The organism is Actinoplanes sp. TBRC 11911, from assembly GCF_012933445.1.
Lineage (GTDB): Bacteria > Actinomycetota > Actinomycetes > Mycobacteriales > Micromonosporaceae > Actinoplanes.
In genome coordinates, this window is sequence record NZ_JABBNC010000032.1 from 21,843 (window position 1) to 48,762 (window position 26,920).

The following is a 26,920-nucleotide window of genomic DNA, read 5'->3' on the forward strand; positions in this document are numbered from 1 at the left end:
CACGATCCCGCGTCGTCGCGGGGCTGAAGGGTAACGGTCGACGATGGGCTATGACGAGGAACTGCGGCGGCATAACGAGGTGCTGCGCCGGGCCTGCGGCATTCAAGGTGGTGAGCACATCCTCGATGTCGGGTGCGGCAGCGGGCAGACGACTCGCGAGGCCGGCCGCGCGGCCGCCGCCGGCAGCGCGCTCGGCGTGGACGTCTCCGCCGCCGCGGTCGAGCGCGCCCGTCGGACCGCCCGCGCCGAAGGGCTGCGGAACGTCAGCTTCGAGCACGCCGACGCACAGGTTCACCCGTTTCCCCGAGGCCGATTCGACCTGGTGATCAGCCGGTTCGGGACGATGTTCTTCGGCGATCCGGTGGCCGCGTTCGCCAATATCCGGAGGGGGCTGCGGCCCGGCGGGCGCCTGGTGATGATCGTCTGGCAGGCCGGTGAGCGCAACGAATGGGATGTCGCCCTCCGGCAGGCCCTCGCCGCGCCAGCGGGATCAAAAACTGACGGGCTCGATCCGTTCAGCCTGGCCGAGCCCGCCACCGTCGAGCGGATCCTGGACACCGCGGGGTTCGCCGACGTCGACCTCACCGACGTGCGAGAGCCGGTCTTCTACGGACCCGACGTGGCCGCCGCCCTCACCTGGGTGAAGGGCTTCACCTGCACGAACGAGGCGCTGAACCGTCTCGATCCGGCGGGCGCGGAACTCGCGGCCGGGCGCCTGCGCGAGATGCTCGCCGCCCACCTGAGCGACGACGGCGTCCGGTTCGACTCGCGCGCCTGGCTCGTCACCGCGCGCCGCCGTGCATAAAGCTGGGTGGGCATCGCACACCTACCCGGCGCGGTGATAGGTGGCCCTTTCGCGGTTAGCCTGAAAAGCCCCGGAACAATTATTCGATACATTTTCCGAGGTAAGTGAGCAATCGTGGAAGCGAGTTTGCGGGCGGTCCGGAAGAACGGTCCGCTCGGCGATTTTCTGCGCGCGCGCCGCGCCCTGGTCGACCCGCGGGACGTCGGCATCGGCGACACCCAGCGGCGCCGCGTGATCGGGCTGCGACGCGACGAGCTGGCCCAGCTCGCCAACATCAGCGTGCACTACTACACGCGGCTCGAACAGGGAAAGCACGCCGCCGCGTCGCGGTCCGTGCTGGATTCGCTCGCCACCGCGCTGCGGCTGCCGCCCGCCGAACGTGCCTACCTGCACCGTCTCGCCGGCGTCGAACGGGTCGGCCGCGCGACGCGGGACGTCGAGGTGCGGCCGGAGACGATCCGGCTGCTGGACGCTCTGGGGACGGCGCCCGCGTTCGTGCTCGGGCCGAACATGGACATCCTGGCCACCAACGCGGCGGCCGGCTCCCTGTACCCGGACGATCGGGGCAACGCTATCCAGTGGCTGCTCGGGGCCCGGGCCACCCGGCTGTTCGGCGAGGACCGCACCGAGATCGCGACCGAGCTGATCGGCATGCTGCGGCTGCACGCCGGCCGGAAACCGACGCACCCCGGCATTCAGCGCGTGGTGGGTGAGCTCACGTCCAGCAGCGCGCTCTTTCGCAAGGTGTGGGCCGAGCACGCGGTGTCGATCGGCGGGCGGCGGCTCGAACGCGGGCCTCGCCGCGAAAGCGGCACCGCCGAGACGCTGGCCGTCAAGCTCGCCGAGGATCAGACCGTGCTCGTCTTCATTCCCCGGAGCCAGTCGCTTGCCGCGGTTCAATTTCCCCCGAGTGCCGATTGAACCGCGGAAACGACCACGCCCTGGACCGAGCTTAGTGAAATCGGGGGACGCTAACAGTGCCTAGCCGTGGCTAGGATCCCGGTCACTGAAAGCCCTGTTCCTTGAGCGCCCGGTCGTGCGCCGCCGCGGCCGCCAGGAACGCGTTGTAGCGGGCCAATTCGTCTTCCTCGCCGGTTGCCTCGGCACGGTCCGCCGCACGATCGAGCCGGGCCGCTTCCCGTTCGTCGCTGCGCATCCATTGGCGTACGAGCAGAAGCAGCACGATCGCCGCCGGGATCTCGCCGAACGCCCAGGCCAGCCCCGCACCCAGCCGTTGATCGCTGAGCAGCGACGGCGCCCAGACCGGATGGACCGACGTGTACCAGTCCACGCCGATCTTCGTGGTCGACAGCAGCAGCACGAAGCCGAAGAAGGCGTGCGCGGCCATCGCGAGGAAATGCACGATCGACAGCATCGCCGGATGGATACGCCGGCGTCCCGGGTCGACGCCGATCAGCACCCAGGCCAGCAGATATCCGGCCAGCACGAAGTGGATCAGCATGGCCTCGTGCCCGAGGTGGTAGCGCATCAGCGTGCCGAGCGTGTTGCTGAAGTAGATCCCGTACAGGCTGGTCACGTAGATGGCGAGCGCGACCAGCGGATGCGAGAGCAGACGCACGATCCGGCTGTGCATGATCATGAGCAGCCAATCCCGTGCGCCCCGGACCTGCTCGTCGGCCGGCCGCTTGAGCGCGCGTAGCGCCAACGTGACCGGCGCACCGATGACGAGCAGCACCGGCACCACCATCGAGAGAATCATGTGCTGCACCATGTGGACGCTGAACAGCACGTACGCGTACCGCGCCACGCCGAGGCTGGTGACGCCGCCCAGGATGAGCATGCCGAGGACCCAGCACACCGTCCGGTTCATCGGCCAGTCGTGCCCGGCCTTCCGCAGCCGCCGCACGCCGGCCAGGTAGGACCAGATGCCGGCCACCACGATGGTCAGGAAGAACAGGTCCGGCAGCGGGTCACCGATCATCCGCCACACGGTCTCCGGGCCGGGTCGGGCGAAGCCCAGCAGTTCCAGGACCGGGTCCGGTCCGACCGGGTCGTTCGGCACCGGCGTCGGGCTGCGCGACAGTGCCACAGCCAGGCCGATCGCGGCGCCGAACACCACGATCTCGCCGACCGCCAGACGCAGGAAGGCCTTCGGCTGCCCGGCGTTGAGAGCGGGCAGCGTGCGAGTCCGGTGCAGCGCGCCGAAGAAGCCGACGACGAGCAGCGCCAGAACCTTGAGCAGGATGAGCGCGCCGTAACGGGACGACCACAGCGGCGACCAGCCGCCGAGCCGCACCGCCGCGTTCGCCACCCCGCTGATCGCGGTCATCCCGAAGCACACCAGCGCCAGCCGGCTGTAGCGGCCCGCGGTCTCGGCGAGCCATTTGGTCTTGCGCACCACCAGCAGCCCGGCCAGCCCGCCGATCCACAGTGTCGCGGCCAGCACGTGCAGCGCGAGGCTGGTCACCGCGATCTGGTGGTTGCCCGCCCCGGCCGCGTGCCCGGTGAACGCCGGCGGCAGTATCGCGATCATCGCGATGATCGCGGTCACCGCTGCCAGCCCGCGCGACACCCCGGCCCGGGCCAGGATCGCCACCACGATCGCCAGGCCCGCCTGGATGAGGAGTGCCTGTCCCTGTGCGACGGAGAACGCGAAGCTGAAGATCTCGTGACTGCCCAGGCTGCCGAGCGGAACGCCCAGAATGTCGGAGACGGTGAGGATCACCAGTACCAGCGCGGTGATCGCGAGTCCCCAGGCCAGCCAGGACGCCCGGCGCAACAGCACCCAGCCCGGCGCGGACACGCTCGGCCCGTCCCCCGGCAGCAGGAACGCCGAGGTGAGCGTCGCGCCCACCACCAGCACGCCGAGCAGTTCCGCGAAGACGGTGAACACGGGGAGCGACCATTCGGTGCCCTTACCGGGATTGGGAATGCCCGGATATATGCCGGTGTCCACTCCCTTGCTGAACAGCAGAGCCGCGATCAACGTCAGCAACGCCGCCGCCGCAACCATCGGGACGACCTTCACACCGAGCCTCACGACGCAATGGTCGTCCGCGGCGTCCCGTTGGTTCCGCGATGTAATCCTAGTCTCCGCCGGGCGTGGCCCAGCGTTCCTCCACCCGCGCGAAACGCCAGTAGCCCAGAGCCACGGCCCAGGTCAGCACGAACAGCCCGACGATGATGAAGCCGACGTTGTTGAGGTCGATCCCGCTCACCCAGGTGGTGAACGGATCCACCCAGCCCGCGTCGTCGTGCAGGATGCCGACCAGCTCGATCGTGCCGATGAGGACGGCCACCGCGATGGACAGCCCGGTGATCGAGATGTTGTAGAAGACCTTGCGGGCCGGGTGCAGGAACGCCCAGTCGTACGCGACACTCATGAACAGCCCGTCCAGCGTGTCCAGCAGGCTCATCCCGGCCGCGAACAGCAGCGGCAACGTCATGATGGCGTACCACGGAAGACCGGTGGCGGCGCCGGTGCCGGCCAGCACGAGCAGTGCTACCTCGGTCGCGGTGTCGAAGCCGACGCCGAACAGCAGCCCGGCGAAGTACATCTGCCCGGGCCGGCTGATCGCCCGGGTGACCCGGCCCAGCACCCGTGCGAGCAGGCCGCGCGCCTGCAGATGGTGTTCCAGCTTCGCCTCGTCCAGCTCGCCCGAGCGCATCGCGCGGAAGACGCGGACGATGCCGATCAGGGCGACCAGGTTCAGCGCGGCGATGACGTAGAGGAACCCGCCGGAGACGCCGGTCCCGATCAGCCCCAGCGTGCGGTTCACCGCGGTGCCGTCGGTGGTGAGCTCGCCGACCGCGTGCACCCCGGCCGCGACCAGGGCGGCCATCCCGGCGACCGTGCTGGAGTGGCCCATCGCGAACCAGAACCCGACCGACTTCGGCCGCTTCCCGTCGCCGCGCAGCTTGCGGGTGGTGTTGTCGATCGCCGCGATGTGATCGGCGTCGAACGCGTGGCGTAACCCATAGGTGTACGCGGTGATGCCGAGCCCGACGCCGAACGCCTCGGTGCCGAGCCGCAGCCGCCCCGGCGCGATCACCAGGAACAGCAGCCCGAAGGCGACCACGTGCAGCACTGCGACGAATCCGAGCCATGCCGCGGACTGCCACCAGTCGAGACGCGTCCATGTCGTACGGGTGGCGGCGGGCATGTGACCTCCAGCGGGATCACGCGTCCCGCGCGGTTAGGATCGTCGATCCCAGAGGTCTGGCTCCCAGCCCGCGAGCTGGTCACAGTGGCGCGACCGCACCGGATTCACACCGGCTTCCCTGAAGATCACGTACCGGAGGACCCTAACCGCCGCCGGTCGCCCTGTCCGCCGGGAGCGACCGGTGTCACATCGTCACCGGGCGGCCGTGCTCCCGTCCGCGTACCGGAGAACCGCGCCGATGCCGTGCCGCAACGGCACGTCGTCCTTCTCGACCAGGATCAACCGGGCGTCGGTGCCGGCGAGGGCGCGCAGCAGGGCGGCGTCGGCGCGTACCTTCTGCGGCTCGATGCCGGCGTCGCGCAGGATGTGGTCGTCGACGGAGATCCCGGCCGGGTCGGCGGGGTCGATCCACAGCATGTCGGTCGACTCCGGATGGTTGACCATCAGCACCGTGTCGATCTGGCCGCGCTGCAGATGGGTCACCACGTCCGGCAGGCCGGTGCTCGCGCTGCCCTCGCCGAGCTGGGTCCGGAACCGGTCGACGGCCTCGCGCAGATGCCGGTCGGCGACCTCCGCGATCGCCTCGTCCTTGTTCTCGCCGGTCACCCGCGACTGCCACCGCTTGGGCAGCTGGCGGGTGAAGTCCTGGACCGCGCGGACGTCCCCGCTCACCGCGATGACCTCGGCGTCCATCGTGTCGGCCAGGTCCACGGCGGCGGCCACCACGTCGCCCGCGTTGCGCTTCCAGGTCTCCTCCACGGCCCGCAGGTAGCGCGGGTTCGACCAGCCGCCGGCGTGCACCTTCGTCATCGGGAACTTCTCCCGGCCGCTCACCTCCAGGTGCCGTGGCACGCCGCCGGCCGACAGGGCGTCAACATCGGCTCCCGTACGGTCGGCTCGCACCCGTACGTACGGCACCTCCTCGCCGCGCTGCACGACCCACGGCATCAGGTGCGGCAGCGGGCCCACGGTCACGTCGTCCGTCGGTGGCGGGGACGGCAACGTCTCGACCACGGCCACCTCACCGGACCGCGCGAAGATCGCCAAGCCGTACCGGCCAGGCTGGTACGGGAAGGACTGGAAGGCGTCCTCGGCCGCGACGATCGTCCGCTCGTCGCAGCCACGCTCGGCGAGTGCCGCCCGCGCCGCGCGCCAGCGCAGATCAACCTCGTGCACCGCACCCTCGTCCGAGCGGCTCGCGTCGAGGTAGACGGACGCCCACCGACCAGGGCTTTCGACCAGCGGGCGCAGGAAATCCAGCTTCATGGCGGCGATGTTCCCTGGGCCGGGTCGGGTAAACCCGAGCCGTTTTCGCGGTTTTCGCCATTGCGTCGCGCCGGGTCGTGTTTGGTAAAGGCAGGGCGACTACGCCGTGTGACAAGAGGAGCCGTTGATGCGTCTGTTGAAGGATCGGCGGGTCGGCACAAAGATCATGTTCGCGATCGTGATCGTGGCGTCGATCAGCGTCATCGACGGCCTCTTGGCGCTGAACAGCCTGGGCGTCACGAACCTGCAGGTCAAGACCGGTTACCAGCACAGCCAGGAGCTGAACACCGTCGGCAACATGCGGGCCGCCGTGAACCGCACCTGGCTCGCCGCCGGCGACTACTTCCTCGCCGTCGACGACGCCGGTCGCGCCACCGCCTCGGCCGCCATCACCAAGGCGGAGAAGGAGATCACCGGGTACGCCTCGACATACCGCTCGTTCCCGCTGCCCGCGGACGCCGCCAGCGCCTTCGACGGGTTCGAGCAGAACTGGGCGAAGTACGTCGACGTGCTCACCAACCAGGCGATGCCGCTGGCCGGCGCCGGCCGGGCCCGGCTGCAGGCGGTCCGCACCGGCGCGCTGGCCACCGCCATGAACGGCGTGCGGACCCAGATGACCGCCCTGGCCGACCGCACCGTGGCGGCGGCGGCCGCGCAGGAGGAGGTGGCCGAGCACCGCTACCAGTCGACCAAGACCTGGGTGATCGGCTTCCTGATCGGCGGCACGATCATCGGCCTGATCCTGGCCGCCGCGATCACCCGGCTCATCGTCCGGCCACTGTCGCGCTGCGTCGAGGCGCTGGAGAAGGTCGGCCACGGTGACCTCACCGTCCGGGTGGAGGTGGAGAGCGCGGACGAGGTCGGCCGGATGGCACAGACCCTCAACGAGACGGCCGTCGCGATGGCCGGCACGGTCAGCCGGGTGCACTCCAGCTCCGACCTGCTGGCGTCCGCCTCCGAGGAACTGTCCTCGGTCGCGGCCCAGCTCTCCTCGTCGGCCGAGCAGACCGCGGCCCAGGTGAGCACCGTCTCGGAGTCCGCCGACCGGGTCTCCGAAGGGGTACAGGCGGTTTCCGCGGGCGCCGACGAGATGGGCACCTCGATCCGGGAGATCTCCAACAGCGCCAACGAGGCCGCCGGGGTCGCCTCGGACGCCGCGCGCACCGCGGAATCGACGAACACCAGCGTCGCCCGGCTCGGTGAGGCGTCGTCGCAGATCGGAACGGTGGTCGCCTTGATCACCTCGATCGCCGAGCAGACCAACCTGCTGGCGCTCAACGCGACCATCGAGGCCGCGCGCGCGGGCGAGGCCGGCAAGGGCTTCGCGGTGGTCGCCTCCGAGGTCAAGGATCTGGCCCAGGAGACGGCCAACGCGACCCAGCAGATCACCGCGCAGGTCACCGCCATCCAGGACGAGACCGGCAACGCGGTGGCCGCGATCCGCGAGATCGCCCAGGTCATCGGCACGATCAACGACTACGCCACGACGATCGCCGCCGCGGTCGAGGAGCAGACGGCGACCACCGCCGAGATCGCCCGCAGCGTGGGGCAGGCCGCCGAGGGGTCGTCCGACATCGCCGGCACGATCGCGGGCGTCGCCGAGGCGGCCCAGCACGTCACGAACGGCGCCACCGAGACCCAGCAGACCGCGTCCGAGCTGGCCCGCACGGCCGCCGACCTGCAGACGACGGTCTCCACCTACCGCATCTGACCGGGGGCGGCGAAGACCTCCACCTTGTCGGCGTCCGCCACGGTCCGGCCGGTGGGGCGGCTGCGCGGCAGCGCCAGGGCGAGGACGAACGCGGTGACGCCGGAGAGCGCGGCGCCGACCACGAAGATCCAGGTGAACTGGGACTCGGCCGGCAGCGCGGCGCCCGGCACGAGGTTGCGGGCCAGCAAGGCGACGACGAAAGCCGTGCCCAGGGACATGCCGACCGAGCGGACGATGGAGTTCATGCTGTTCGCGATGCCGGTCTCGGCGCGGTCCACGTGCTGAACGATGAGGGCGGGCAACGCCGCGTACCCGAACATCACGCCGGTGTTCACCGCGACCGACCCGGCGATGACCTGCCACGTGGTCGCGTGGACGAGCGCCAGGAAGGCGAAGCCGGCGGCGGCCAGGAGCGCGGCGAGCACCAGCGTGGCCTTCGCCCCGAAAGCGTTCACCAGGCGACCGCCCAGCGGTGCGGTGATGATCCCGCCCGCGGTGCCGGGCAGCAGATACACCAGGCTCGCGGCCAGCACGGTCGATCCGAAGCCGTACCCGGCGACCGCGGGCGGGGCCTGTACCAGCGCCGAGATCGACAGGAAGATCGCGAAGAACGCGAATCCCATGAACAGCCCGGCCACGTTGGCGACCGCGATCGGGCGGTGGCGCAGCATCTTGACGGTGACCAGCGGGTGCGTGACGCGCCGCTCCACCAGGACGAAGAGCGTCAGCAGCAGCACCGAGCCGGCGAGGCTGCCCAGCGTCTCCGGCGAACCCCAGCCCCAGGTGTTGCCCTGCTCCAACGGCATCACCAGCAGGACCAGGCCGGCACCGAGCAGGACCGCGCCGGTCCAGTCGATGCGCCCGATCGCGGCGGCCGCACGGCTCGGCAGCGCCAGGAAACCGAGCAGGCCGAGGGCGGTCAGCGCACTGGAAAGCCAGAAGAGCTGGTGGTAGTCGCCACCGGACCGCATGAAGAACCCGGTGACCGCGACGCCCACCCCGGCGCCGACCGCGATCATCCCGCTGATCAGCGCCATCGCTCCGGTCAGCCGCTCGGCCGGGAGTTCCTCGCGCAGCGTGGCGATCAGCAGCGGCGACAATCCGAAGCTGGTGGCCTGCAGCACCCGGGCGACCAGCAGCAACGGCAGGCTGGTGGTGACGGCGGCCAGCACCGACCCGGCCAATACCAGCACCATCACACCGATCATGACCGACCGGCGCCCGCGTAGATCGCCGAGCCGCCCAATCACCGGCGTGCAGACCGCGGCGGCCAGCAGATTGGCTGTTATCGCCCAGCTGGCCGCACTGGCGGACACCCCCAGCTCGGCTTGGATCTCCCCGATGACCGGCACCACCAGCGTCTGCAGGACGGCCACCAGCAAACTGCCGTAGGCCAGCACCGCGACGACAACACGTGGCTGAGACATGAGCACACTCCCCGAAACCGCGAACCTTTGTCGGCGCAAGTGACGGGACGGGCAGCCCGCGACGTGACAGCCGCCCGTGTGACGACCGTCTAATCACGAGGAGGAGGGTGCGCGACGCCAGTGGATCAAGTGCTGCACTTCACCACCGCGCCCGAGGACGGTCTCGAGCAGTGACGCGTTCTGTGTCACATCTTGTACGCGTACTGTTGCCAACAGTGCTCGCCGGGTAGTCGAGTTGATTCGCGGCTACCCGGAGGAGCGCCATGACGACGATCATTTCACCCGATACGGACCTCGAGACGGTCGCGCAGGTGGCCGCCCAGCTTCGCGTCGACTCGATCCGCTCCTCCACCAGCGCCGGTTCCGGGCATCCCACGTCCAGCATGTCCGCCGCCGACCTGATCGCGGTGCTGGTCGCCCGGCACCTGCGCTACGACTGGAACAATCCGGACGCCGACGACAACGACCATTTGATCTTCTCGAAGGGCCATGCCTCGCCGCTTCTCTACTCGGTGTTCAAGGCCGTCGGTGTCGTTTCGGACGAGGAACTGCTGACCGGTTACCGGCGTTTCGGGCAGCGCCTGGAGGGCCACCCCACACCCGTGCTGCCGTGGGTCGACGTGGCCACCGGCTCGCTCGGCCAGGGCCTGCCCGACGGCGTCGGCGTCGCGCTGGCCGGCAAGTACCTGGACAAGAGGGCATACCGGGTCTGGGTGCTGTGCGGCGACAGCGAGATGGCCGAGGGCTCGATCTGGGAGGCCTTCGACAAGGCGTCCTACTACCAGCTGTCCAACCTCGTCGCGATCGTCGACGTCAACCGGCTCGGCCAGCGCGGCGAGACCGACCTCGGCTGGAACCTCGACGGATACCGGGCCCGCGCCGAGGCATTCGGGGCGCGGGTGCTCACCATCGACGGACACGACCTGGCAGCCGTCGACGAGGCGCTGACCGCGGCGACGCAGACCGAGGGCCGGCCCACCGTGATTCTCGCGAAGACCGTGAAGGGCAAGGGATTCTCCGAGATCGAGGACAAGAACGGCTGGCACGGCAAGCCCCTGCCGCCGGACATGGCGGAACGCGCGATCGCCGAACTGGGCGGCGTCCGCAACCTCACGCTCCGCGGCCCGCTTCCCGACAAGATTCGGGTGGCGGCGCCGGAACCCGTCCAGCCCGGCAAGCCCGCCTCGTACGAGCTGGGCGCGAAGGTGGCCACCCGCAAGGCGTACGGGGATGGGCTGGTCGCGCTCGGCGCACTCGATCCCCGCGTGGTGGCACTCGACGGCGAGGTCAGTAATTCCACGTTCGCCGACGAGTTCGCGCACGCCTATCCCGACCGGTATTTCGAGATGTTCATCGCCGAACAGCAGATGGTCGCCGCCGCCACCGGGCTTTCCGTACGCGGGTACAAAGCGTTCGCCTCCACCTTCGCGGCGTTTCTCACCCGGGCGTACGACTTCATCCGGATGGGCGCGATCAGCGGCGCCGACCTGCGCCTGGTGGGCTCACACTCGGGGGTCGAGATCGGCGCCGACGGCCCTTCGCAGATGGCACTCGAAGACCTCGCCATGATGCGGGCCGTGCACGGTTCCACTGTGCTCTACCCGGCCGACGCGACCAGCACGGTCGCGCTGACCCACGCGATGGCGAACACCACCGGCATCAGCTACATGCGCACCACCCGGGGCAGTTACCCGGTGCTCTACCCCGACGGCGAGTCGTTCCCGGTCGGGGGTTCGAAGCTGCCGCGCTCCAGCGACCACGACCAGGTCACGCTCGTCGGCGCGGGCGTCACGCTGCACGAGGCGCTGGCCGCGGCGGACGCGCTGGCCGAGCAGGGCATCACCGCGCGCGTCGTCGACGCGTACTCCATCAAGCCGATCGACAGCGCCACCCTGCGTGAGGCGGCGGCCGCGACCGGCGGCCGCATCGTGGTCGCCGAGGATCACCATCCCGAGGGCGGCCTCGGCTCCGCGGTCATCGACAGCCTCGTGGCCGATGGCATCACCGACGTCAAACTCACCCATCTGGCCGTACGGGGTATGCCCGGCTCCGGCACCGGCGAGGAACTGATGGCGTGGGCGGGCATCGACGCCGAGCACATCGCGACGGCGGCCCAGGAGCTGCTCAACGGCTGAGGCAATGACGCGCCGGGACTGAGCTACCGTAGCGGCATGCCATCGATCACCACACGTCGGTCCACGCACGCGGCCGAACGCAGGGCCGAGATTCAGGCCCGGATCCTGGCCGCGGTCGAGAGATCGCTGGAGGGTGGCGAGCGGTTCACCGACTTGAGCGTGCAGCGCATCGTCGAGACGGCGGGCATCGCCAGCTCGACCTTCTACGTGCATTTCCGGGACAAGAGCGACGTGCTGCTGAGCCTGGCGGCGAAGCTGAAGGACACCTCGTTCAACCGGGTGACGGTCTGGGATCCGGACGGCACCGACCCGTTCCCGGCGATGGTGGAGATCCTGACCGGCGTGATCGCGGTGTACCGCGAGCATGCCGCGCTGCTGCGCGCGGTCCTCGAGGTCGCCGCGTATGACGAGGCCGTCCGTCAGATGTGGAACGACGAGCTCGAACGTCAAGTCGCCCTGGGCCGGCGTTGGCTGGAGGCCGCGCAACGCGACGGGATGACCTCGGCCGGCGTCCGTACCGATACGGCCGTCCGCGTCCTGGTGCACGGCGGCATCCAGGCGATCACCCATCACATCGCGACCGGCGACCCCGCCGACGACGCCGCTGTCGCCCGCGAGATCGCCGAGATCCAGTGGTTCGGCGCGTTGCGACGCCCGGACCATCGCGATTAGGACGGTCGCTCAGTCCGCTACGCGGACCACCGACTTACCGGGCGGCGGCGACCCTTGACCGGCGATCATCGTGGGCACCTCGTCGAACGCCCACACGCGGCCGACCGGAGTGTCCAGCAGGCCCTTCTCCGCCAGGTCGATCAGCCGGTCCCAGACGGCCACGTCGTACTCCGGCGCATGCCCGAAATTCAGCGCGCCCAACGCGCCCCAGTTGCGCCCGAGCATGTCGAGCGGATCCAGCTTGACCGGCTGCCCGCTGGCCAGGCCCGCCAGGACGATGCGTCCGTTGCGGCCGAGCGCCTTGATCGCGGCTTCCGCGGCCGGGCCGCCCACGGCATCGTGGATCAGGTCGACCCCGCGGCCGCCGGTCAGCGCGCCGAGTTCGGCGGCGAGGTCGTCAACGTGATGACTGACCACGTCGTCGGCGCCCGCCTCGCGAGCGAACGCCAGCTTCTCGTCACTGCCGGCCACCCCGATGACCGTGGCGCCCAACGCCTTCGCCAGCCGGACCGCGGTGACCCCGGAACTGCCGGCGGCCCCGAGCACGACCACGGTCTCGCCGGCCCTTATTTGAGCCCGCTCGACCAGCGCGTGGTACGCCGTACGGAAGCCGATGCTGAACCCACCGGCCTGCTCGTCGCTGAATCGCGTGGGCACCCGCCCGGCAGATTGTTCCCGCACGTAGGCGTACTCGGCGTAGCCGCCCCAGCCCAGTAGGAAGGCGGTGATCCCCATGATTCGTTCGCCGACGGTGAACCGTGAGCCTTCACCCACCGCGACCACGTCGCCGCACACTTCCTCGCCCAGTCCGAACGGCGGCGTACTGAGCACCGGAAACTGCCCCGCCACCATCATCGCATCGGGCATGCCGGCCCCCGCCGTGCGAACCCGGACGAGCAAGTGTCCGGCAGGCATCTGGTCATAGCTGAGGCGTTCGAGCCGCACGTCACCAAACGCCACCACACGCCAGGCGTTTCCCTCTACCAACACGCACACATTCCTTCCACGCCACGTTCACCGCGCCAAGGGACAATCGATCGGTCGTCAAGGTCGGACACCATGTCCGAGTGAACCGTACAAGAGGACCCCGCCGGTTCGGCAACGTGCCGTCGATCACCACCGAGCTGCTGAGCGACAAGTCACGACCGCCCGCCGGTGAGTGCGAAGTGAGCGTGGTTTGCCCTGGCCGGTGAGCGGCGGCAGCTCGAACCATAGGGTCATGACTGACTTTCGAGGCGACCACGCGGTCGTCATCGGCGCCGGCATGGCCGGGCTGCTCACAGCGGTGGCACTGCGAAGTCGCTATCCGAGCGTCACCGTCATCGACCGGGACGCGCTGCCTGACCATCCGGCACCCCGTCGCGGCGTACCGCAGAGCCGGCAGGTGCACGCGATGCTCGCCCGAGGCCTGCAGGAGATCGAGGAGCTGCTGCCGGGATTCAGCGATGATCTGCGCGCCGCGGGTGCGCCGTTCGGCGACCCGTTGCGCGACATGCACTGGTACATCGGCGGCCATCAGTTGCAGCCGGCCGCGTCCGGCATTGTCGGCGTCGGGGCCAGCCGGCCGCTCGTCGAGTATGTTGTGCGGCGCCGGCTGGCCGAGTTCCCCGGGATCCGGATTCTGCCGTCGCTCGACGTCGTCGGACTGACCTCGACCGCGGATCGCCGGCACGTCACCGGGGTGCGGACCGTGTCCCGGACCGACTCGACGGAGTCCGCACTGCCCGCCGAACTGGTCGTGGACGCCGCCGGCCGGGGATCGCGGTCCCCGGCCTGGTTGTGGGATCTCGGTTATCCGGCTCCCGAGCAGGAGACGTTGCGCGTCAACCTGGTCAACATCACGCGCCACTACCGCCGCGATCCGAGCGATCTCGGCGGCCGGATCGGCACGTCGGTCAACTACTACCCGGGACAGTTGCACGGCGGGTTCGCGCTCGCTCAGGAAGGTGATCGCTTCGCCGTGGTCGTGGGCGGCATGCTGGGCGCCGACCCGCCGATGGACCACGCCGCGATGCTGGACTGGGTGAAGCCACTGGCCAGCCCGGACATCTACGACATCATCCGGGACGCGGAGCCGCTCGACGATCCGGTGAAGATGCGCTTTGCCGCCAACACACGATGGCGATACGAGCGGCTGCCGCGCCTGCCCGAGGGTTTTCTGGTCACGGGCGACGCGATGTGCAGCTTCAATCCGATCTACGCCCAGGGGATGACCGTCGCCGCGGTCGAGGCGACGCTGCTGCGCGAGCTGTTGGCCGAGGGGTCGGACGCGCTCCCCGAACGCTTCTTCCGGCGAGCGGCCGAGGCAATCGAGACACCGTGGACCGTCGCGGTCGGCAACGATCTACGGTTCCCGGAGGCCGTCGGGTTCCGCCCGCCCGAGCATGAGGCGCTCAACGCGTACTGGGAGAAGTTTCATGCGGCCGCGGCGAGCGATCCCGAGCTCAGTAGGGCGTTCATCAAGGTGATGCACATGACGGAGCCGCCCTCCTCGCTGTTCGGCCGGATAGGCTGATTTGTGCCGCACTCGCTAGGCGCCCGGATCCGAGCCGCACGCCGGCGCACGTTCGTGGGCCGCGCCGCGGAACGCGAGATCTTCGGCACCATGCTCGCCGGGGCGTCGCCGGCCGCCGTGCTGTGGATTCACGGCCCCGGTGGCATCGGCAAGACGGCGCTCCTGCGGCAGCTCGCCGAGGACGCGCGCGACACGGCCCGCACGGTCACCCTCATCGACCTCCGCGAGAGCGACCCCACGCCGGAGGCGTTCCGGGAGGCGCCCGCCACCGGCGTGCTTCTGATCGACACGTTCGAGCGGGGCGCCGGCCTCGAGAGCTGGCTTCGCGACGAGTTCCTGCCGAACATCGCCCCGGACGCCGTGGTGGTGATCGCGGGCCGGAGCGGCCCTTCGCCGGACTGGCGCGCGGACCCGGGCTGGGGCGAGTTGCTGCAGGTGCTCGGGCTGCGCAACCTCGGCCCCGAGGACGCCGAAACGTTCCTGCACGCCCTCGACGTTCCACCGTCCGCGCGGGCCGAGCTTCTGGCCTACGCCGGCGGACACCCGCTGGCCCTGTCGCTGGGCGCGCGGTCGGCGCGGGAAGGCGCGGTCACCGAACGCGGGCACGACGTCATCCGGACGCTGCTCGGCGAGCTCGTCGGCGCGGTCCCGTCAGACGCGCATCAGCGCGCGCTGGAAATCTGCGCGCACGCGTTCGACACCACCGAGGAGTTGCTGCGCGCCGTCCTCGGTCGGGACGCCGGCGCGCGCCGGCTGTTCGACTGGCTCCGTGAGCAGCCGTACATCGAGGCCGGACCGCACGGGCTCTTCCCTCATGACATCGTCCGGGACGCCCTCGACGACGACCTGCGGTGGCGCGATCCGTCGGGATACGCGGAGATGCACCGGGGCATCCGCCGTTACCTGCTGTCACGCACCGACGCCACGCGGGGCGATGGGCTGCTGGACAGGATGCGGGATCTCACCTTCTTGCACCGGCACGGCGGCGTGATGTCCGACTACATCACCTTCCAACGCCGGCACGACATCCGGATCGAACCGTACCGCGACGATGTCGGCGACGTCGTCGTCGCGCTGACCGAACGGGCGGAGGGGCCGGAGTCGGCACGGATCGCGGGCTTCTGGCTGGACCGGCAGCCGTCCGCGGTAAGCGTGTTCCGGCGACCCGGCGAGCCGAAGCCGTATGCCTTCATGGTGTGGCTGCGACTGACCGAGCCGAACTCCGACGAGATCGCCGCGGATCCGGTCGTGGCGGCGGCGTGGCAGCACGCGCGCTCGACCGGACCGCTGCGGGCCGGCGAGCACATCGCCGTCGCGCGTTTTATCGTCGACCCCGAGGCCTACCAGCGCCCGTCCGCCACCGGAGACCTGGTGCAGTCCCGAATCCTCGCCGAATGGCTCCGCGCGGACCGGCTGGCCTGGAGCTATCTGGTGGTGGCCGACGCGCCGGCCTGGCAGGGCCAGATGGACTATCTCGACCAGCACGCGGTCGGCCGCCAGAGCGAGGTCGGCGGTCGCCGCTACCAGTTGTTCGGCCACGACTGGCGGGCAGTGCCGTTCGACACGTGGCTCGACCGCCACGTCGGCGTTGAACTCTTGCAGCGCACGCCACCAGCCCCGTCGAGTGACCTGGCGGTTCTTTCCCGCGAGGAGTTCAACCTGGCGGTGCGCGAGGTGCTGCGCGCATGGCGCCGCCCCGCGCGAATTGCCGCGAACCCGCTGTCCCGCAGCCGCCTCGCCGCGGCCGACGGAGACGACCGGGTCGCGAACCTGAGGACGACCATCGGCGACGCGGCCGCCGTCCTGGCCGGCGACCCTCGCACGGTCGCTTGGCACAGCGCGCTGACCACCGAGTACTTCCACGGCGTGCCCTCCCAGGAAGCCGCGGCCGAACGCCTGGGCCTGCCGTTGAGCACATACCGGCGACACCTGTCCCGCGCCGTTGAGGAGCTCACCGACCTGTTGTGGCACCAGGAACTGCACGGCTATTCGACCGCTGATGACTTGGCGTAGGGGTGACGAAATCTAGGATGGCGGCGTGTCTTCCAACGTTCGCCGGCCATACGATCCGGCGGTCCGGCGTGCTGCTGTCGTGGCCGCCGTGATGGCCGCCACAGAGCGCCTCCTGGCCGGCGGCGTCTCGTTCACCGAGCTGGGGATCAAGCAGATCGCCGCCGAGGTCGGCCTGGCGCGGTCAACGTTCTACCTGTACTTCAGCAGCAAGACGGAGCTGGTGCTGCGGCTGGTTGAAGCGTTGCATTCCCCCAACTGGGAGAGCAGCGAGGGGACCCCGGTCGACCTGGAAGCGATCACCGAGGCATATCGGACGGGGATAGCGTTCTTCAGGGAGCGAAAACTCGTGCTCGCCGCCGTGCTCGAGGCGGCTGCGTACGATCCCGAAGTCGGTGCCGCGTGGGAGGGATACCGGCGGAAATTCGTCCAGCGCGAGGTCGGCCTGTTGCGTGCCGAGCAGGCGGCCGGGCGGACGCCGGCCGAGGTGGACGCGCAAGCCGCCGCCGAGGTCATCATCTGGGGCGGGTTCCAGGTGATCACCCACCACGTGACCACTCGTGGACCCGAGCGCGACGACATCATCGCCCAGGAGTTGGCCGCCAATCAGTATTACGGGGTGTACCGCCGCGGGGTCCGGGGCTGAGAACGCCACCCGAGCCAGTGTGCCGATCATCACGCTGCCGAAGATTCCGACACCGTGTCAGAATGGCCGACGAAACCGCATCATGAAATGGGCCTGACTATTTGGCGAGGCCTTTCGCAAATCTAAAGATGGGGAAGCGCTATGCCTCTGTCTCTTGATCCGGATGTGCGTGCGGCATTGGAGGCCATTTTCGGGGGATCGTTCAATGTTCCCCGGATGCCGGTCGGGGATGTGGTGTCGCGACGCGCGGGAATCAACGCGGCACACGCCATGGTCGATGCCGCGCCTGGAGTGCCCGGTGATGTGGTAACCACGGATTTCTCGACCACCGCCTCGGACGGGGCGACGCTGCTGCTGCGGTGGTACGTCAAGGAGGATTCGATTCCGGGTCCGGCGGTGTTGTTCTTCCACGGCAGTGGCATGATCGCAAGCAGTGTGAGCCTCTATGACGGGACCGTGTCACGGTTCGTCTCCTCCAGCGGTGTCCCCTTCTTGTCGGTGGAGTACCGGCTCGCCCCGGAGTTCCCGCACCCGACGCCGGTCGAGGACGGCTACGCCGCCTTGACCTGGCTCGCCGAGCACGCCGGCGATCTCGGCGTCGACCCCGCCCGGATCGCTGTCATGGGCGACAGCGGCGGCGGGAACGTCGCGGCCAGCCTGGCCTTGCTCGCTCGTGACCGGGGCGGGCCGGCACTGGCCAAGCAGATCCTGCTGTATCCCGCGCTCGACGACCGCACCATCGAACCGGATCCGGAGCTCGATGGCCTCTACACCTGGTCCTACGACGACAACGAGACGATCTGGCGGGCATTTCTGGGCAACGCGTACGGCACCGATAATGTATCCGCCTATGCGGCGCCGGCCCGCGCCTCGGACCTGGCCGGCCTTCCGCCGCTTTATATGGAAGCGCTCGAGCTCGACATTCTCCGCGACGAAGACCTGCAATACGCACGGCGATGCTCCCTCGCCGGTGTTCCCACCGAGCTGCACCTGCACAGCGGAGTCGTGCACGCCTTCGAAACCATGGCTTTCAACACCGACATCGCGCGACGAATTCAGGCCGACCGCATCCGATATCTGCGGACGATATGACGGCGATGATCAGTCAAAGACGATGATCGAGCGCCGGCCGGCTTGACCTCGGGCCATGGCATCGAGCACGGTGCCGGCGTCGCGCAGCGCGATCGGGGTGAACTCGGGGAGGATGCCGTGCGCCGCCGAGAACGCCAGGGTGTCGCGAGCGTCGTGCGGTGACCCCGACGGATTGATCATGGCGTGCAGCCGGTTGAGGGCCATCGGCTCGGTGGGCAGGATCAGCGGGTCGGCCCCGTACCCGCACAGCACGAGCGTGCCGTCGGGCGCCAGGCCGGTGAACGCCGCCGCGGCAGCCGAGGTGGACGGCGACGCGTTGAGGATCAGATCCGCGCCGCCGTTCCAGGCCTTCAACGCCTCCGCGGGATCGGAGTCCGCGGTGGAGATGAACCGCTCGGCGCCCGCTTCCTTGCCGGCCGCCAGCTCACGGTCCGAGCGCCCGACGACAGCCACCCGGGCGCCCATGGCGACGGCGTAGCGGATCGCGAGCATGCCGAGAGCCCCGGCGCCGATGATCGCCACACGTGAGGTGGGCGTGATCCCGGCCCGCCGTAAGGCGTTGAAGGCGGTCAGGCCCGCGCACATCAACGGAGCCGCGGCGACCGGGTCGAGTCCCTCCGGCAGCCGGGTCACGAAATCGGCCTTGAGGACCGCGTATTCGGCATAACCGCCATCCATGACGATGCCCGTGAAACGCTTCTGCGGGCACAGAATCTGGTCACCGCGCGCGCAATAGTCGCAATGACGGCAGGAGTCGCCCAGTATCTGAGCGCCCACGGCGGAACCCACCTCCTGCCAGGAAGCACCCGGACCGGCCGTGACCACGACCCCGGTGATCTCGTGCCCGGGGACGACCGGAAATCGCGCCATCGGCCAATGCCCTTGCAGCACATCCAAATCCGTGTAGCACACCCCGCACGCAGTGATCTTGACGAGAACCTCACCCGGCCCGGGCTCTGGCACGTCACGTTCGGTGAACACGAGCGGCTCGCCGGGCGCGTTGGCGACGGCAGTCAGCATCGGCAGACCCCCATGCTTACTCAGGGCAGCGGGACGATCACCCACTGGCGAGAGTACTCGCAGCTCACAGCGCTTTCGCGCGGCGAAGCGATCGCGAAAGCGGCAGCAGCCGGAGGGTGAGCCCGCGCTCAGCCGAGCAGGATCTGTGCCACCGCACGCCCGGAGGCGCCACTGACGCCCGGGCCCGGCCACGTCGCGCCGCCGATCATGTACAGGCCGGGCACCACCGTGGCGTAGCCACCACGATGGGCCGGCAGCGGCCGCTGGGTGAAGCCCTGCGACAGCGCGTTGTGCCCGGCGTTGGAGTCGCCAGGGCCGGCGTTCGGGTTCGCCGCCGCGATGTCCGCCGGAGTGAGCACATGCCGGCCCACGATCATGTCCTCAAGGCCCTCGACATGCTGTGCGGCCTCGGCGACGATCCGATCGGCGTACCGCTCCCCGACATCCCGGGTCCACGTGCCATCGGTGGGGATGACCCCGGCCGCGTCCGCCTTCGGATACAACGGCGCCTCGAAGATCTGCAGCCGTACGGTCGCGGAGCCGTCCGGGGCGCGGCCCGGGTCGACGGCACTGGGCTCGTGCCACGAGATCGTCGGGTGCTCAGGAATCACCCCGTCGTCCGCCTGCCGCACCGCGGCGATCATGTCGTCGAAACCGCGGCCGAGGGTGATGAGGCCACCATGGTCCATCCGCGCGTCCGCGAAATGTGGCTTGCCGTTGAGCGCCAGGTTGACCTGGAGGCAACCGCGCCGATACCGGTATCGCGCGGCCTGGCTGCGCACCCCCGGCGGGACCGTCACGACGTCGCGTAGCAGCCGGTTGTAGAGAGCATCGGGCGAGGTCGTGGCAACCACCCCCGAGGTGGCCGTGAAGACCTCACCCCCTTTCGTGCGTACGCCTGTGGCCCGTCCCCCATCGACCACGATCGTGTCGGCCTCGGCCCCGGTGACGATCACGCCGCCGTGCTTCTCGACCAGCGCGACCAGGGCGTCCGCCAGCCGACCGCTACCGCCCACGGCCTGCGGGTTGCCGCCGGCGAGCGCGGCCATCATCACGCAGACCCAGAACGCGCCCGAGGCGTCTCGCGGCCCGACGCCCATGTGCACCGGCCAGGCCAGGTAGTTCGCCCGCAGTTCCTCGGACCGGAAACGATCGGTGAGCAGGTCGGCCGCGTTCCCGGCGAGCAGGTGCTCGAACGGCATCGGTGCCGTCGCGAACTCGCGCGTCAGATAGTTGAACGTGGCGGTTGCGTCCAAGCTGGTCAGGTCCGTGCCGAGCAGCGGCAGCGCCTCCTCGAACACCGGGGCGAGGTCGGCGAACAGGCCGTACCAGGCGCCGCGTTCGCCCAGCCGGTCGAGCTCGGCGTCCAGCTCGCGAGGATCGGTGGGGATGACGACGCCGCGACCGCCCGGCAGGGAGACGCCGGTGGAGACATCGCCTCGTACATACCGCAGGCCGAACTCGGCGAACAGCGGATGCACCGCCGAGTACGTGTCGTGCAGAAAACCCGGAAGGGTCAGCTCCTGCGTCCGGACAAACCCGCCCGCTCGCTCCGTTCGTTCCAGCAAAAGCACGCTTCGCCCGGCCCTGGCCAGATAAGCGGCGGCGACCAGTGCATTATGGCCGGCTCCGATGAAAACGACGTCGAATTCGTGATCCCGCAGTGGTGGCATGCGAGCGACGCTATCCCGATTCTCCGGTGCCTTTTATCCGACGTGAGAGGGAGCACGTGACCAGGAGAAATGCCAGCGTAAAGCGTTTCTCACAGCAATCCCGGATTGCCGGAAACGCGATGGCTATCCATTGTCAACGCCGTTTTCTGACCGAACACTGTCCACCGAGGCGTTCAGCTCCTGCTGCCAGAGGCGCTCGGTCAGAAGCTGGATGCCACGGGTCAGGTGCCGCCGGTAGGTCGTGAACGGAAGATTCAGCCGGCCGGCCGCGGCCTCCTGCGTCGGGGCGGGACGCACGTAGGTGGCGTCGAGAACCCGCCGCACCTTGGCCTCCCGGGGATCCGCCCCGATCTCGCGGATCTCCGCGAGGATCCGGTCGCGCAGCGCGAGGCGGCGGTCGACGCTGCCGTTGACCAGGCGGCTGCGAAGCAGCACGCTGTCGCCCAGCGACGTGCCGTGCAGGACGCGCAGCGCGAACCGGACGGCGTCGGCGAACTCGGCGCGGCCGAGGACGTCGACATCCGGCCGCGGCGGTGGACTGCCGGTGGCCCGGCCGCGCAGCGCCTGCACGCTGAGCCAGTCCAGCCACGGCTCGACCGGGGTACGCCGCCAGTCGCAGGCGAACAGCCCGACCGGCTCCCGGTCGATCCGCGGATACGGCAGCACCGAGCGATGCTGCAGACCCGCGAGCCCGTCCCTCCAGTGGTCCGGACGGCCCGCCGCGCAGAAGCTCCAGGCCAGTCCATCGCCGGACAGCCACGCCTTGAAGACACCCAACACCATGAGATCCATGACCGGCGAGCGGCGCTCGTACGCCTCGGCCTCGACCAGGAAGCGCGACACTCCGACGTGTTCACCCGGCCGCGGCGGCGCGGTGCGTTCGACGTGCGTCCACACGGCGTCCACCACCGGATCGGCGGCCCGGTCCCGCGGGTCCGGCTCGGTGAGCGTCAGCCACGCCGAGTAGCCGACCGGTTCGCCGCTGGAGATCCGCCGGTAGACCTGGAACGCCTCGGGCTGGCGATCCATCCAATATCCGGCGATCCGCGCGGTCGCCGACCCCGCCACCCGCTCGGTGAACGCCAGCAGCGTCGCGCGCTCCCCCGGCCGGTACGGGCCGCCGAATAGATCGTCGGTCCCCTGCCAGGTGAAGAAGGTCGAGATCACCGGGCTCCGCCGGAACGTGAAGGCGAATTCCCGGGTCAGCCGCAGGTAATCCGCGTTCCCGTCGGCGCGGATCTCGTCGAGCAGGTGCTGCTGCACGGCCCGATGCATTTCCCGGTACGCCTCGGCGTCACGCCAGCGCAGCTCGGCCTCCAGCACGTCGCGCACGATGTCGTGGGGGAAGACACCACGCGGATCGGTCTCGATGTACGGCTGATCACACAACCACGCGAAGACCCCGCCGGCCTGATCGGCGGGCACCACGGTCCGCACCGTCTCCTGCGTGCTGACCTCGACGTGGGCACACAGCGCCAGCGCACGCCGGTGCCATTCGCTCGGCACCTCGCCGACGAGCTGGGCCAGCAGCGTGCCGATCACATCCGGGCCGGGTTCCCAGGTCTCGGCCGACGCGACATCGCTGCGGGCGACCTCGGCGGCCAGCGTCAACGCCAGCGGATGCCCACCGGCGAACGCCAGCACCCGGGGCCGCAGCGCGGCGAGCACCCCCCGACCGGCCATCAGCCGGGCCGCATCCGGCGCGTCCAGCTCACCCAACCTCAGCACTCGCAGCAGCCCGGACCACGCGGAATCCGACCGCCAGGACACATCCGGCGCCCGGCGGCCCGCGATGACGACGACCGTGTCGCCCGGCAGTCCGGGCAGGAAGTGACGGCTCAGCCACAGCTCTAAGCCCTGACAGCGCTCAAAAGTGTCGATGATCAGCACACTCCCGGCCGGCACCGCTCCGACCGCCTCCGCGAACGATGCGGGGTCGGACTCGACGAACCGGCCGTCGATCCGGATGACCGCGCGGCCCTTCGCCCTCGCGTCGTCAGCGAAGACGTCGAGCAGGGCGGATTTCCCGACGCCGCCGGCACCTTGCACGAACAGAACCGACCCGTCGCCACGATCATCGCTAAGGGACGCGGCGAACAGTTCACGTTCCCGCTGGCGTCCGACAAAGACCTTTCGGCGATTCATGTCAAGCCGATCACCAAGGGTCTGCAACTATTTCTCCTAAAGGAAAGCCACCTGCAGCAATGATGCGGTCCGGCATTCCGATCAATCCCGTACGGCCGAGGTGATTTCAGACACCGCGAAACAGCACCCTAGGCAGAACTTGCGGAGAGTACGTTCCGATTCCTACCACAAGCTGCCGTCACTCAGATCGCAGATATCAGCTTGTCTGGAATGACGTGGCATAGGCCTCGACGAGACCCTCGATGTCGTCGAGTTCGCTCTCGATCGCGGTCAGTGCCGGGGCGACGTCGGCGCCGAGCTCGGTCAGCAGCGCTCGCAGCGCGATGGCGGCGCCCTCGGCCTGTGGCGGGGTTCCGGCGGTGACCACCGGCACGGCGTTGATACCCGCCAGGGCGGCCGGCGGCAGCAGGTCGACGAAAACCTTCAGAATTCCGGTGTACGAGCCCTTGTAGGTGGGCGTGGCCACGACCAGCCGGGTCGCACCGCGGACGGTGTCCAGCGCGGCGGTGGCCGGTCCGTCGCCCGGCGTCAGCAGCCCGGCCGCGAGCTTGCTGAGATCCACCACGTGTGGTTCGGCGCCGGCGAGTGCGGCGCCGAGCGCTGCGGCCAGCCGCGCGGTCCGGGAGCCGGGTCGCGGGTTGCCGGAGAGGACGACAGTCGTCATGCGGGGTGCGCTCCCTTCGTCAGATCTGCCCGTGCCGGGGCGGGAGGGTGCCGTCGATGGCGTACCGGCCGAGGTGTTGCACCTTCCAGGCGGCCGGGTCGTGCAGCGTGTGGGTGCGGGCGTTGCGCCAGTGGCGGTCCAGGTTGAGTGACGCGAGCGCCGAGCGAGTGCCGGACACCTCGAAAAGCCGGCTGCCGGCGTCCACCGACGCGCTGGTGGTCATCGCGCGGGCCGCGGCGACCGCGAGGCTCGCCGCGCCGGCCGTCTCGGCGGTGAGATCCGCGTCGGCCCGGTCGACCGCCCGACCTGCCTCGGCCAGCAGCGCCTCAGCCGCCCGGACCTGCAGTTCCAGCTGCCCGAACGCCTGCACGACCAGCGGGTCCTCGGCGGCCCGGTCGACGCCCGCATCCGGGTAGGGCCGGCTTTTCGTGGTGACGAACGCGGCTGCCTCAGCGACGGCGGCCCGGGCGATGCCGGCGTCGATCGCCGCGTGCAGCAGTTGGGCGAACGCGCCGTACGTCTGTGGCTTCTCGAAGGTCAGGTGGTACGGCATCACGTGCTCGGCGGGGACGTGGACGGCGTCGAGCCGGACCGTGCCGCTGGCCGTGGTGCGCTGGCCGAGCCCGTCCCAGTCGTCGGCGACGGTCACGCCGGCGGCGCCGCGTTCGACCCAGGCGACGTGCAGCGGACCACCCTCGTCCAGGTGGGCGAGCACCGGAATCCAGTGCGCGAACAGCGCGCCCGTTGCGTAGCCCTTCTCGCCGTCGAGAGTCCAGTCGCGACCGGCCGGGCGCAGGGTCGTCGCGTGCTCCCGCACGTTCTTACTCTTGATCTCCGACTGGGCGTTGCCGAATCGCTTGCCGGCGAGCACCTCGCCGAAGAAGAACTCTTGCTGTGCCGTGGAACCCCGGTGGCGCACGGCGTTGATGTAGACGAAATGACTGAGCGGAATCTGGGCGATGTTCGGATCGCCGACGGAGACCAGGCGTACGACCTCGGCAAGGGTTTGTGCGCCCAGTCCGGCTCCGCCGAAGTCCGCCGGGACGGTCAGGGCGAGCAGGCCGGCGGCGGACAGCTGATCCACCTCGGACGTCGGCAGGATCCGCTGCCGGTCTCGTTCGGCGGCACCCGCGGCGAACTTCGCGCCCAACTCGCGGGCGACCTCAACCGCGTCGGCGTCGGACAGGACGGGAACCTGGGTGTTCGGTCCACCAGAGAGGATCGCGACCATGTCGCCTCCTTGAGTGACTAGGTAAAAAGTGGTCGGTCACGCTGCCGGGGAAAGCCGCCCGAAGCCGGACCGATGAAAGACGAGCGGTGACGAGCCGTGGGCCCGTTCGACGGGATGATCTACGGCGTGTAACCGCAGGAGCACGATGGTGTGATCGCCGGCCTCGAATTCGCGGGAGATCGAGCAGTCGAAGCGGGCCAGCCCGTCGTCGAGGGTCACCGCGCCGGTGCCGGTGACCGTTGCGGGCACGCCATCGAACCGGTGCTCGGCGGGACCGGCGAGTTGCCGGCAGACCACGCCGTGGTGCGACGCGAGGATCGTCACCCCGAGACGGTCCGCGCGTCGCAGATCCGGCCAGGTCTTGGAAGCGTTCGCGATCGAGAAGGACACGAGCGGCGGGTCGAGGCTCACCGAGGTGAACGAGTTGGCGGCGAGGCCGACCAGCTTGCCGTCGACGGCGGCGGCGACGGCGACGACGCCGCTGGGGAAGGCCCCGAACGCCCGACGCAGGCTGGCGGGGTCGAGATCCGCAACGGTCATGTCAGGCCCCCCGGTGCGAAGAATCAGCGGCCGGCCGCGGCGAAGGGCACCGCGGCGTTGTGGTGGCGGCGGGGCCGTTCGTCCTTCCAGAGACCGCGCTCGGCGAGAATCGGCAGCACACCCTCGCCGAACCAGTACGTGCCCTCCAGGTGGGGATAGGCGGACAGCACGAACTCCTCGATGCCTAGCGAGGCGTATTCCTCGATGCGGTCGGCGACCTGTTCGTGGCTGCCCACCAGGGCGGTTCCGGCGCCGCCGCGGACCAGGCCGACGCCGGCCCACACGTTCGGATAGACCTCGAGACCGTCTTTCGAGCCGCCGTTGAGGGCCAGCATCCGCTTCTGCCCTTCCGACTCGCTGAGCCGCAGCCCCCGCTGCACCTTGGCGATCATCTCCGGGGAGATCCCGGCCAGCAGCCGGTCCGCCTCGGCCCAGGCCTCCTCGGCGGTGTCGCGGCTGATCGTGTGCATCCGGATGCCGAAGCGGACCGGCCGCTCACGCTTCAATTGCGCGGCGAGCCCGCGGATCCAGGCGATCTTCTCGGCCACCGCGGAGGGCGGCTCGCCCCAGGTGAGGTAGACGTCGGCGTGCTTGGCGGCGACGATGCCGGCCGCGGGGGAGGAACCGCCGAAGTAGATGGCCGGCACCGGGTCGGGGATCTGGTCGAGGTGGGCGGCGTCCACCGACAGATGCTCACCGTGGAAGTCGACGGTCTCGCCCGCCCACAGCCGTCGCACGATCTCGAGGAACTCGTCGGCGCGCCGGTAGCGGGCGTCCTTGTCCAGGTAGTCGCCGTACATGCGCTGTTCGTGGCTCTCGCCGCCAGTGACGACGTTGAGCAGCAGGCGGCCGTCGGTCAGGTTCTGGAAGGTGCCGGCCATCTGCGCCGCCAGGTACGGCGAGACCAGGCCGGGCCGGAAGGCGACCAGGAACTTGAGCCGCTGCGAGGTCTGGCTGAGCATCGCCGTGCTCAGCCAGGCGTCGTCGCACCACGCGCCAGCCGGGGTCAGCGCGGCCTCGAAGCCGTTCTCCTCGGCGGCGCGGGCCACCATGGTGAGGTAGGCGACGTCACTGGGGCGGCCGGAGTGCCCGGCGGTCAGGCCGTGGCCACCGCCGACCACGTGGCGACCGTCGCCGCCGTTGGTCGGCAGGAACCAATGAAACTTCAGCGACATGAGGATCCTCTGCTCGAAACCGCTATCGCCTACAGAATTACTAGGTTTTACGGCGCTGGCAAGGCCGGT

Annotated in this window: 21 protein-coding genes and 1 riboswitch; of the genes, 9 read left to right on the forward strand and 12 right to left on the reverse strand. The window is 69.7% G+C overall.

Features of this window, described 5'->3' with window-relative positions; translation table 11 throughout:
• The first annotated feature begins 43 nt into the window (after window positions 1-43).
• Window positions 44-805 carry a class I SAM-dependent methyltransferase gene (locus HH310_RS32470; protein WP_169179534.1) on the forward strand — a complete coding sequence of 254 codons (762 nt, stop codon included), beginning with the start codon at window positions 44-46 and terminating at the stop codon, window positions 803-805.
• 114 nt (window positions 806-919) lie between these two features.
• Window positions 920-1,726 (forward strand): helix-turn-helix transcriptional regulator, encoded by an 807-nt coding sequence (locus HH310_RS32475; RefSeq protein ID WP_169179535.1) that lies wholly within the window; start codon window positions 920-922, stop codon window positions 1,724-1,726.
• Window positions 1,727-1,808: 82 nt separating this feature from the next.
• Here the strand turns inward: HH310_RS32475 and HH310_RS32480 are convergent, their stop codons facing one another.
• The 3 genes from HH310_RS32480 to HH310_RS32490 form a co-directional block, all read right to left on the reverse strand.
• A complete protein-coding gene (locus tag HH310_RS32480) occupies window positions 1,809-3,806 on the reverse strand; it encodes a cytochrome c oxidase assembly protein (RefSeq protein ID WP_312034467.1) in 1,998 nt (665 codons plus the stop codon).
• Window positions 3,807-3,852: 46 nt separating this feature from the next.
• Window positions 3,853-4,929 carry a HoxN/HupN/NixA family nickel/cobalt transporter gene (locus HH310_RS32485; RefSeq protein ID WP_169179536.1) on the reverse strand — a complete coding sequence of 359 codons (1,077 nt, stop codon included), beginning with the start codon at window positions 4,927-4,929 and terminating at the stop codon, window positions 3,853-3,855.
• Between the two features lie 52 nt (window positions 4,930-4,981).
• Window positions 4,982-5,049, reverse strand: a riboswitch (cobalamin riboswitch).
• 72 nt (window positions 5,050-5,121) lie between these two features.
• Complete coding sequence (locus tag HH310_RS32490; protein WP_169179537.1) at window positions 5,122-6,195, reverse strand: Vms1/Ankzf1 family peptidyl-tRNA hydrolase; 1,074 nt, start codon at window positions 6,193-6,195, stop codon at window positions 5,122-5,124.
• A 127-nt stretch (window positions 6,196-6,322) separates the two neighbouring features.
• Here HH310_RS32490 and HH310_RS32495 point away from each other — a divergent pair, with 127 nt between their 5' ends.
• Window positions 6,323-7,906 (forward strand): methyl-accepting chemotaxis protein, encoded by a 1,584-nt coding sequence (locus HH310_RS32495; protein ID WP_169179538.1) that lies wholly within the window; start codon window positions 6,323-6,325, stop codon window positions 7,904-7,906.
• On the opposite strand, the gene HH310_RS32500 is transcribed toward HH310_RS32495, so the two are convergent.
• On the reverse strand, window positions 7,894-9,333 hold the full coding sequence (locus tag HH310_RS32500; RefSeq protein WP_169179539.1) for an MFS transporter: 1,440 nt from the start codon (window positions 9,331-9,333) through the stop codon (window positions 7,894-7,896). The two genes, HH310_RS32495 and HH310_RS32500, sit on opposite strands and share 13 nt — an antisense overlap.
• Before the next feature lie 263 nt (window positions 9,334-9,596).
• Between HH310_RS32500 and HH310_RS32505 the strand changes: the two genes are divergently transcribed.
• Both HH310_RS32505 and HH310_RS32510 read left to right on the forward strand, forming a co-directional pair.
• A complete protein-coding gene (locus HH310_RS32505; protein WP_169179540.1) occupies window positions 9,597-11,468 on the forward strand; it encodes a transketolase in 1,872 nt (623 codons plus the stop codon).
• Between the two features lie 36 nt (window positions 11,469-11,504).
• Entirely contained in the window at window positions 11,505-12,140 is a 636-nt protein-coding gene (locus HH310_RS32510; protein WP_169179541.1) for a TetR/AcrR family transcriptional regulator, read from the forward strand.
• Between the two features lie 9 nt (window positions 12,141-12,149).
• Here HH310_RS32510 and HH310_RS32515 read toward each other — a convergent pair whose 3' ends face one another.
• Window positions 12,150-13,130, reverse strand: a complete 981-nt coding sequence (locus HH310_RS32515; RefSeq protein ID WP_169179542.1) for a zinc-binding dehydrogenase — start codon at window positions 13,128-13,130, stop codon at window positions 12,150-12,152.
• A gap of 229 nt (window positions 13,131-13,359) precedes the next feature.
• Between HH310_RS32515 and HH310_RS32520 the strand changes: the two genes are divergently transcribed.
• The 4 genes from HH310_RS32520 to HH310_RS32535 all read left to right on the forward strand — a co-directional run bounded on the left by HH310_RS32520 (window position 13,360) and on the right by HH310_RS32535 (window position 18,403).
• Window positions 13,360-14,655, forward strand: coding sequence for an NAD(P)/FAD-dependent oxidoreductase (locus HH310_RS32520; RefSeq protein WP_169179543.1), 1,296 nt, complete (start codon window positions 13,360-13,362; stop codon window positions 14,653-14,655).
• 3 nt (window positions 14,656-14,658) lie between these two features.
• Window positions 14,659-16,668 carry an ATP-binding protein gene (locus HH310_RS32525; protein ID WP_169179544.1) on the forward strand — a complete coding sequence of 670 codons (2,010 nt, stop codon included), beginning with the start codon at window positions 14,659-14,661 and terminating at the stop codon, window positions 16,666-16,668.
• A gap of 25 nt (window positions 16,669-16,693) precedes the next feature.
• Window positions 16,694-17,311: a TetR/AcrR family transcriptional regulator gene (locus HH310_RS32530; protein WP_169179545.1), complete on the forward strand. Its 618-nt coding sequence runs from the start codon at window positions 16,694-16,696 to the stop codon at window positions 17,309-17,311.
• Between the two features lie 216 nt (window positions 17,312-17,527).
• Entirely contained in the window at window positions 17,528-18,403 is an 876-nt protein-coding gene (locus HH310_RS32535; protein ID WP_211192900.1) for an alpha/beta hydrolase, read from the forward strand.
• 9 nt (window positions 18,404-18,412) lie between these two features.
• Here the strand turns inward: HH310_RS32535 and HH310_RS32540 are convergent, their stop codons facing one another.
• The 7 genes from HH310_RS32540 to HH310_RS32570 all read right to left on the reverse strand — a co-directional run bounded on the left by HH310_RS32540 (window position 18,413) and on the right by HH310_RS32570 (window position 26,851).
• Window positions 18,413-19,423, reverse strand: a complete 1,011-nt coding sequence (locus HH310_RS32540; RefSeq protein ID WP_169179547.1) for an alcohol dehydrogenase catalytic domain-containing protein — start codon at window positions 19,421-19,423, stop codon at window positions 18,413-18,415.
• Between the two features lie 128 nt (window positions 19,424-19,551).
• Window positions 19,552-21,096 carry an NAD(P)/FAD-dependent oxidoreductase gene (locus HH310_RS32545; RefSeq protein WP_169179548.1) on the reverse strand — a complete coding sequence of 515 codons (1,545 nt, stop codon included), beginning with the start codon at window positions 21,094-21,096 and terminating at the stop codon, window positions 19,552-19,554.
• A gap of 123 nt (window positions 21,097-21,219) precedes the next feature.
• Complete coding sequence (locus tag HH310_RS32550) at window positions 21,220-23,241, reverse strand: ATP-binding protein (RefSeq protein WP_169179549.1); 2,022 nt, start codon at window positions 23,239-23,241, stop codon at window positions 21,220-21,222.
• Between the two features lie 196 nt (window positions 23,242-23,437).
• Window positions 23,438-23,905 (reverse strand): NADPH-dependent FMN reductase, encoded by a 468-nt coding sequence (locus HH310_RS32555; protein WP_169179550.1) that lies wholly within the window; start codon window positions 23,903-23,905, stop codon window positions 23,438-23,440.
• Window positions 23,906-23,924: 19 nt separating this feature from the next.
• The gene (locus tag HH310_RS32560) at window positions 23,925-25,136 is read right to left on the reverse strand and encodes an SfnB family sulfur acquisition oxidoreductase (RefSeq protein ID WP_169179551.1); all 1,212 of its coding nucleotides are present in this window, start codon (window positions 25,134-25,136) and stop codon (window positions 23,925-23,927) included.
• A 36-nt stretch (window positions 25,137-25,172) separates the two neighbouring features.
• Window positions 25,173-25,676, reverse strand: a complete 504-nt coding sequence (locus HH310_RS32565) for a flavin reductase family protein (RefSeq protein WP_169179552.1) — start codon at window positions 25,674-25,676, stop codon at window positions 25,173-25,175.
• 23 nt (window positions 25,677-25,699) lie between these two features.
• A complete protein-coding gene (locus tag HH310_RS32570; protein WP_169179553.1) occupies window positions 25,700-26,851 on the reverse strand; it encodes an LLM class flavin-dependent oxidoreductase in 1,152 nt (383 codons plus the stop codon).
• Window positions 26,852-26,920 lie beyond the last annotated feature (69 nt).

Coding starts and splice junctions, on each gene's coding strand:
- HH310_RS32495 (WP_169179538.1), top strand. CDS start 6,323: ATGCGTCTGTTGAAGGATCGGCGGGTCGGCACAAAGATCATGTTCGCG.
- HH310_RS32540 (WP_169179547.1), bottom strand. CDS start 19,423: ATGCTGACTGCCGTCGCCAACGCGCCCGGCGAGCCGCTCGTGTTCACC.
- HH310_RS32545 (WP_169179548.1), bottom strand. CDS start 21,096: ATGCCACCACTGCGGGATCACGAATTCGACGTCGTTTTCATCGGAGCC.
- HH310_RS32490 (WP_169179537.1), bottom strand. CDS start 6,195: ATGAAGCTGGATTTCCTGCGCCCGCTGGTCGAAAGCCCTGGTCGGTGG.
- HH310_RS32505 (WP_169179540.1), top strand. CDS start 9,597: ATGACGACGATCATTTCACCCGATACGGACCTCGAGACGGTCGCGCAG.
- HH310_RS32565 (WP_169179552.1), bottom strand. CDS start 25,676: ATGACCGTTGCGGATCTCGACCCCGCCAGCCTGCGTCGGGCGTTCGGG.
- HH310_RS32520 (WP_169179543.1), top strand. CDS start 13,360: ATGACTGACTTTCGAGGCGACCACGCGGTCGTCATCGGCGCCGGCATG.
- HH310_RS32570 (WP_169179553.1), bottom strand. CDS start 26,851: ATGTCGCTGAAGTTTCATTGGTTCCTGCCGACCAACGGCGGCGACGGT.
- HH310_RS32555 (WP_169179550.1), bottom strand. CDS start 23,905: ATGACGACTGTCGTCCTCTCCGGCAACCCGCGACCCGGCTCCCGGACC.
- HH310_RS32510 (WP_169179541.1), top strand. CDS start 11,505: ATGCCATCGATCACCACACGTCGGTCCACGCACGCGGCCGAACGCAGG.
- HH310_RS32535 (WP_211192900.1), top strand. CDS start 17,528: ATGCCGGTCGGGGATGTGGTGTCGCGACGCGCGGGAATCAACGCGGCA.
- HH310_RS32550 (WP_169179549.1), bottom strand. CDS start 23,241: ATGAATCGCCGAAAGGTCTTTGTCGGACGCCAGCGGGAACGTGAACTG.
- HH310_RS32560 (WP_169179551.1), bottom strand. CDS start 25,136: ATGGTCGCGATCCTCTCTGGTGGACCGAACACCCAGGTTCCCGTCCTG.
- HH310_RS32470 (WP_169179534.1), top strand. CDS start 44: ATGGGCTATGACGAGGAACTGCGGCGGCATAACGAGGTGCTGCGCCGG.
- HH310_RS32485 (WP_169179536.1), bottom strand. CDS start 4,929: ATGCCCGCCGCCACCCGTACGACATGGACGCGTCTCGACTGGTGGCAG.
- HH310_RS32500 (WP_169179539.1), bottom strand. CDS start 9,333: ATGTCTCAGCCACGTGTTGTCGTCGCGGTGCTGGCCTACGGCAGTTTG.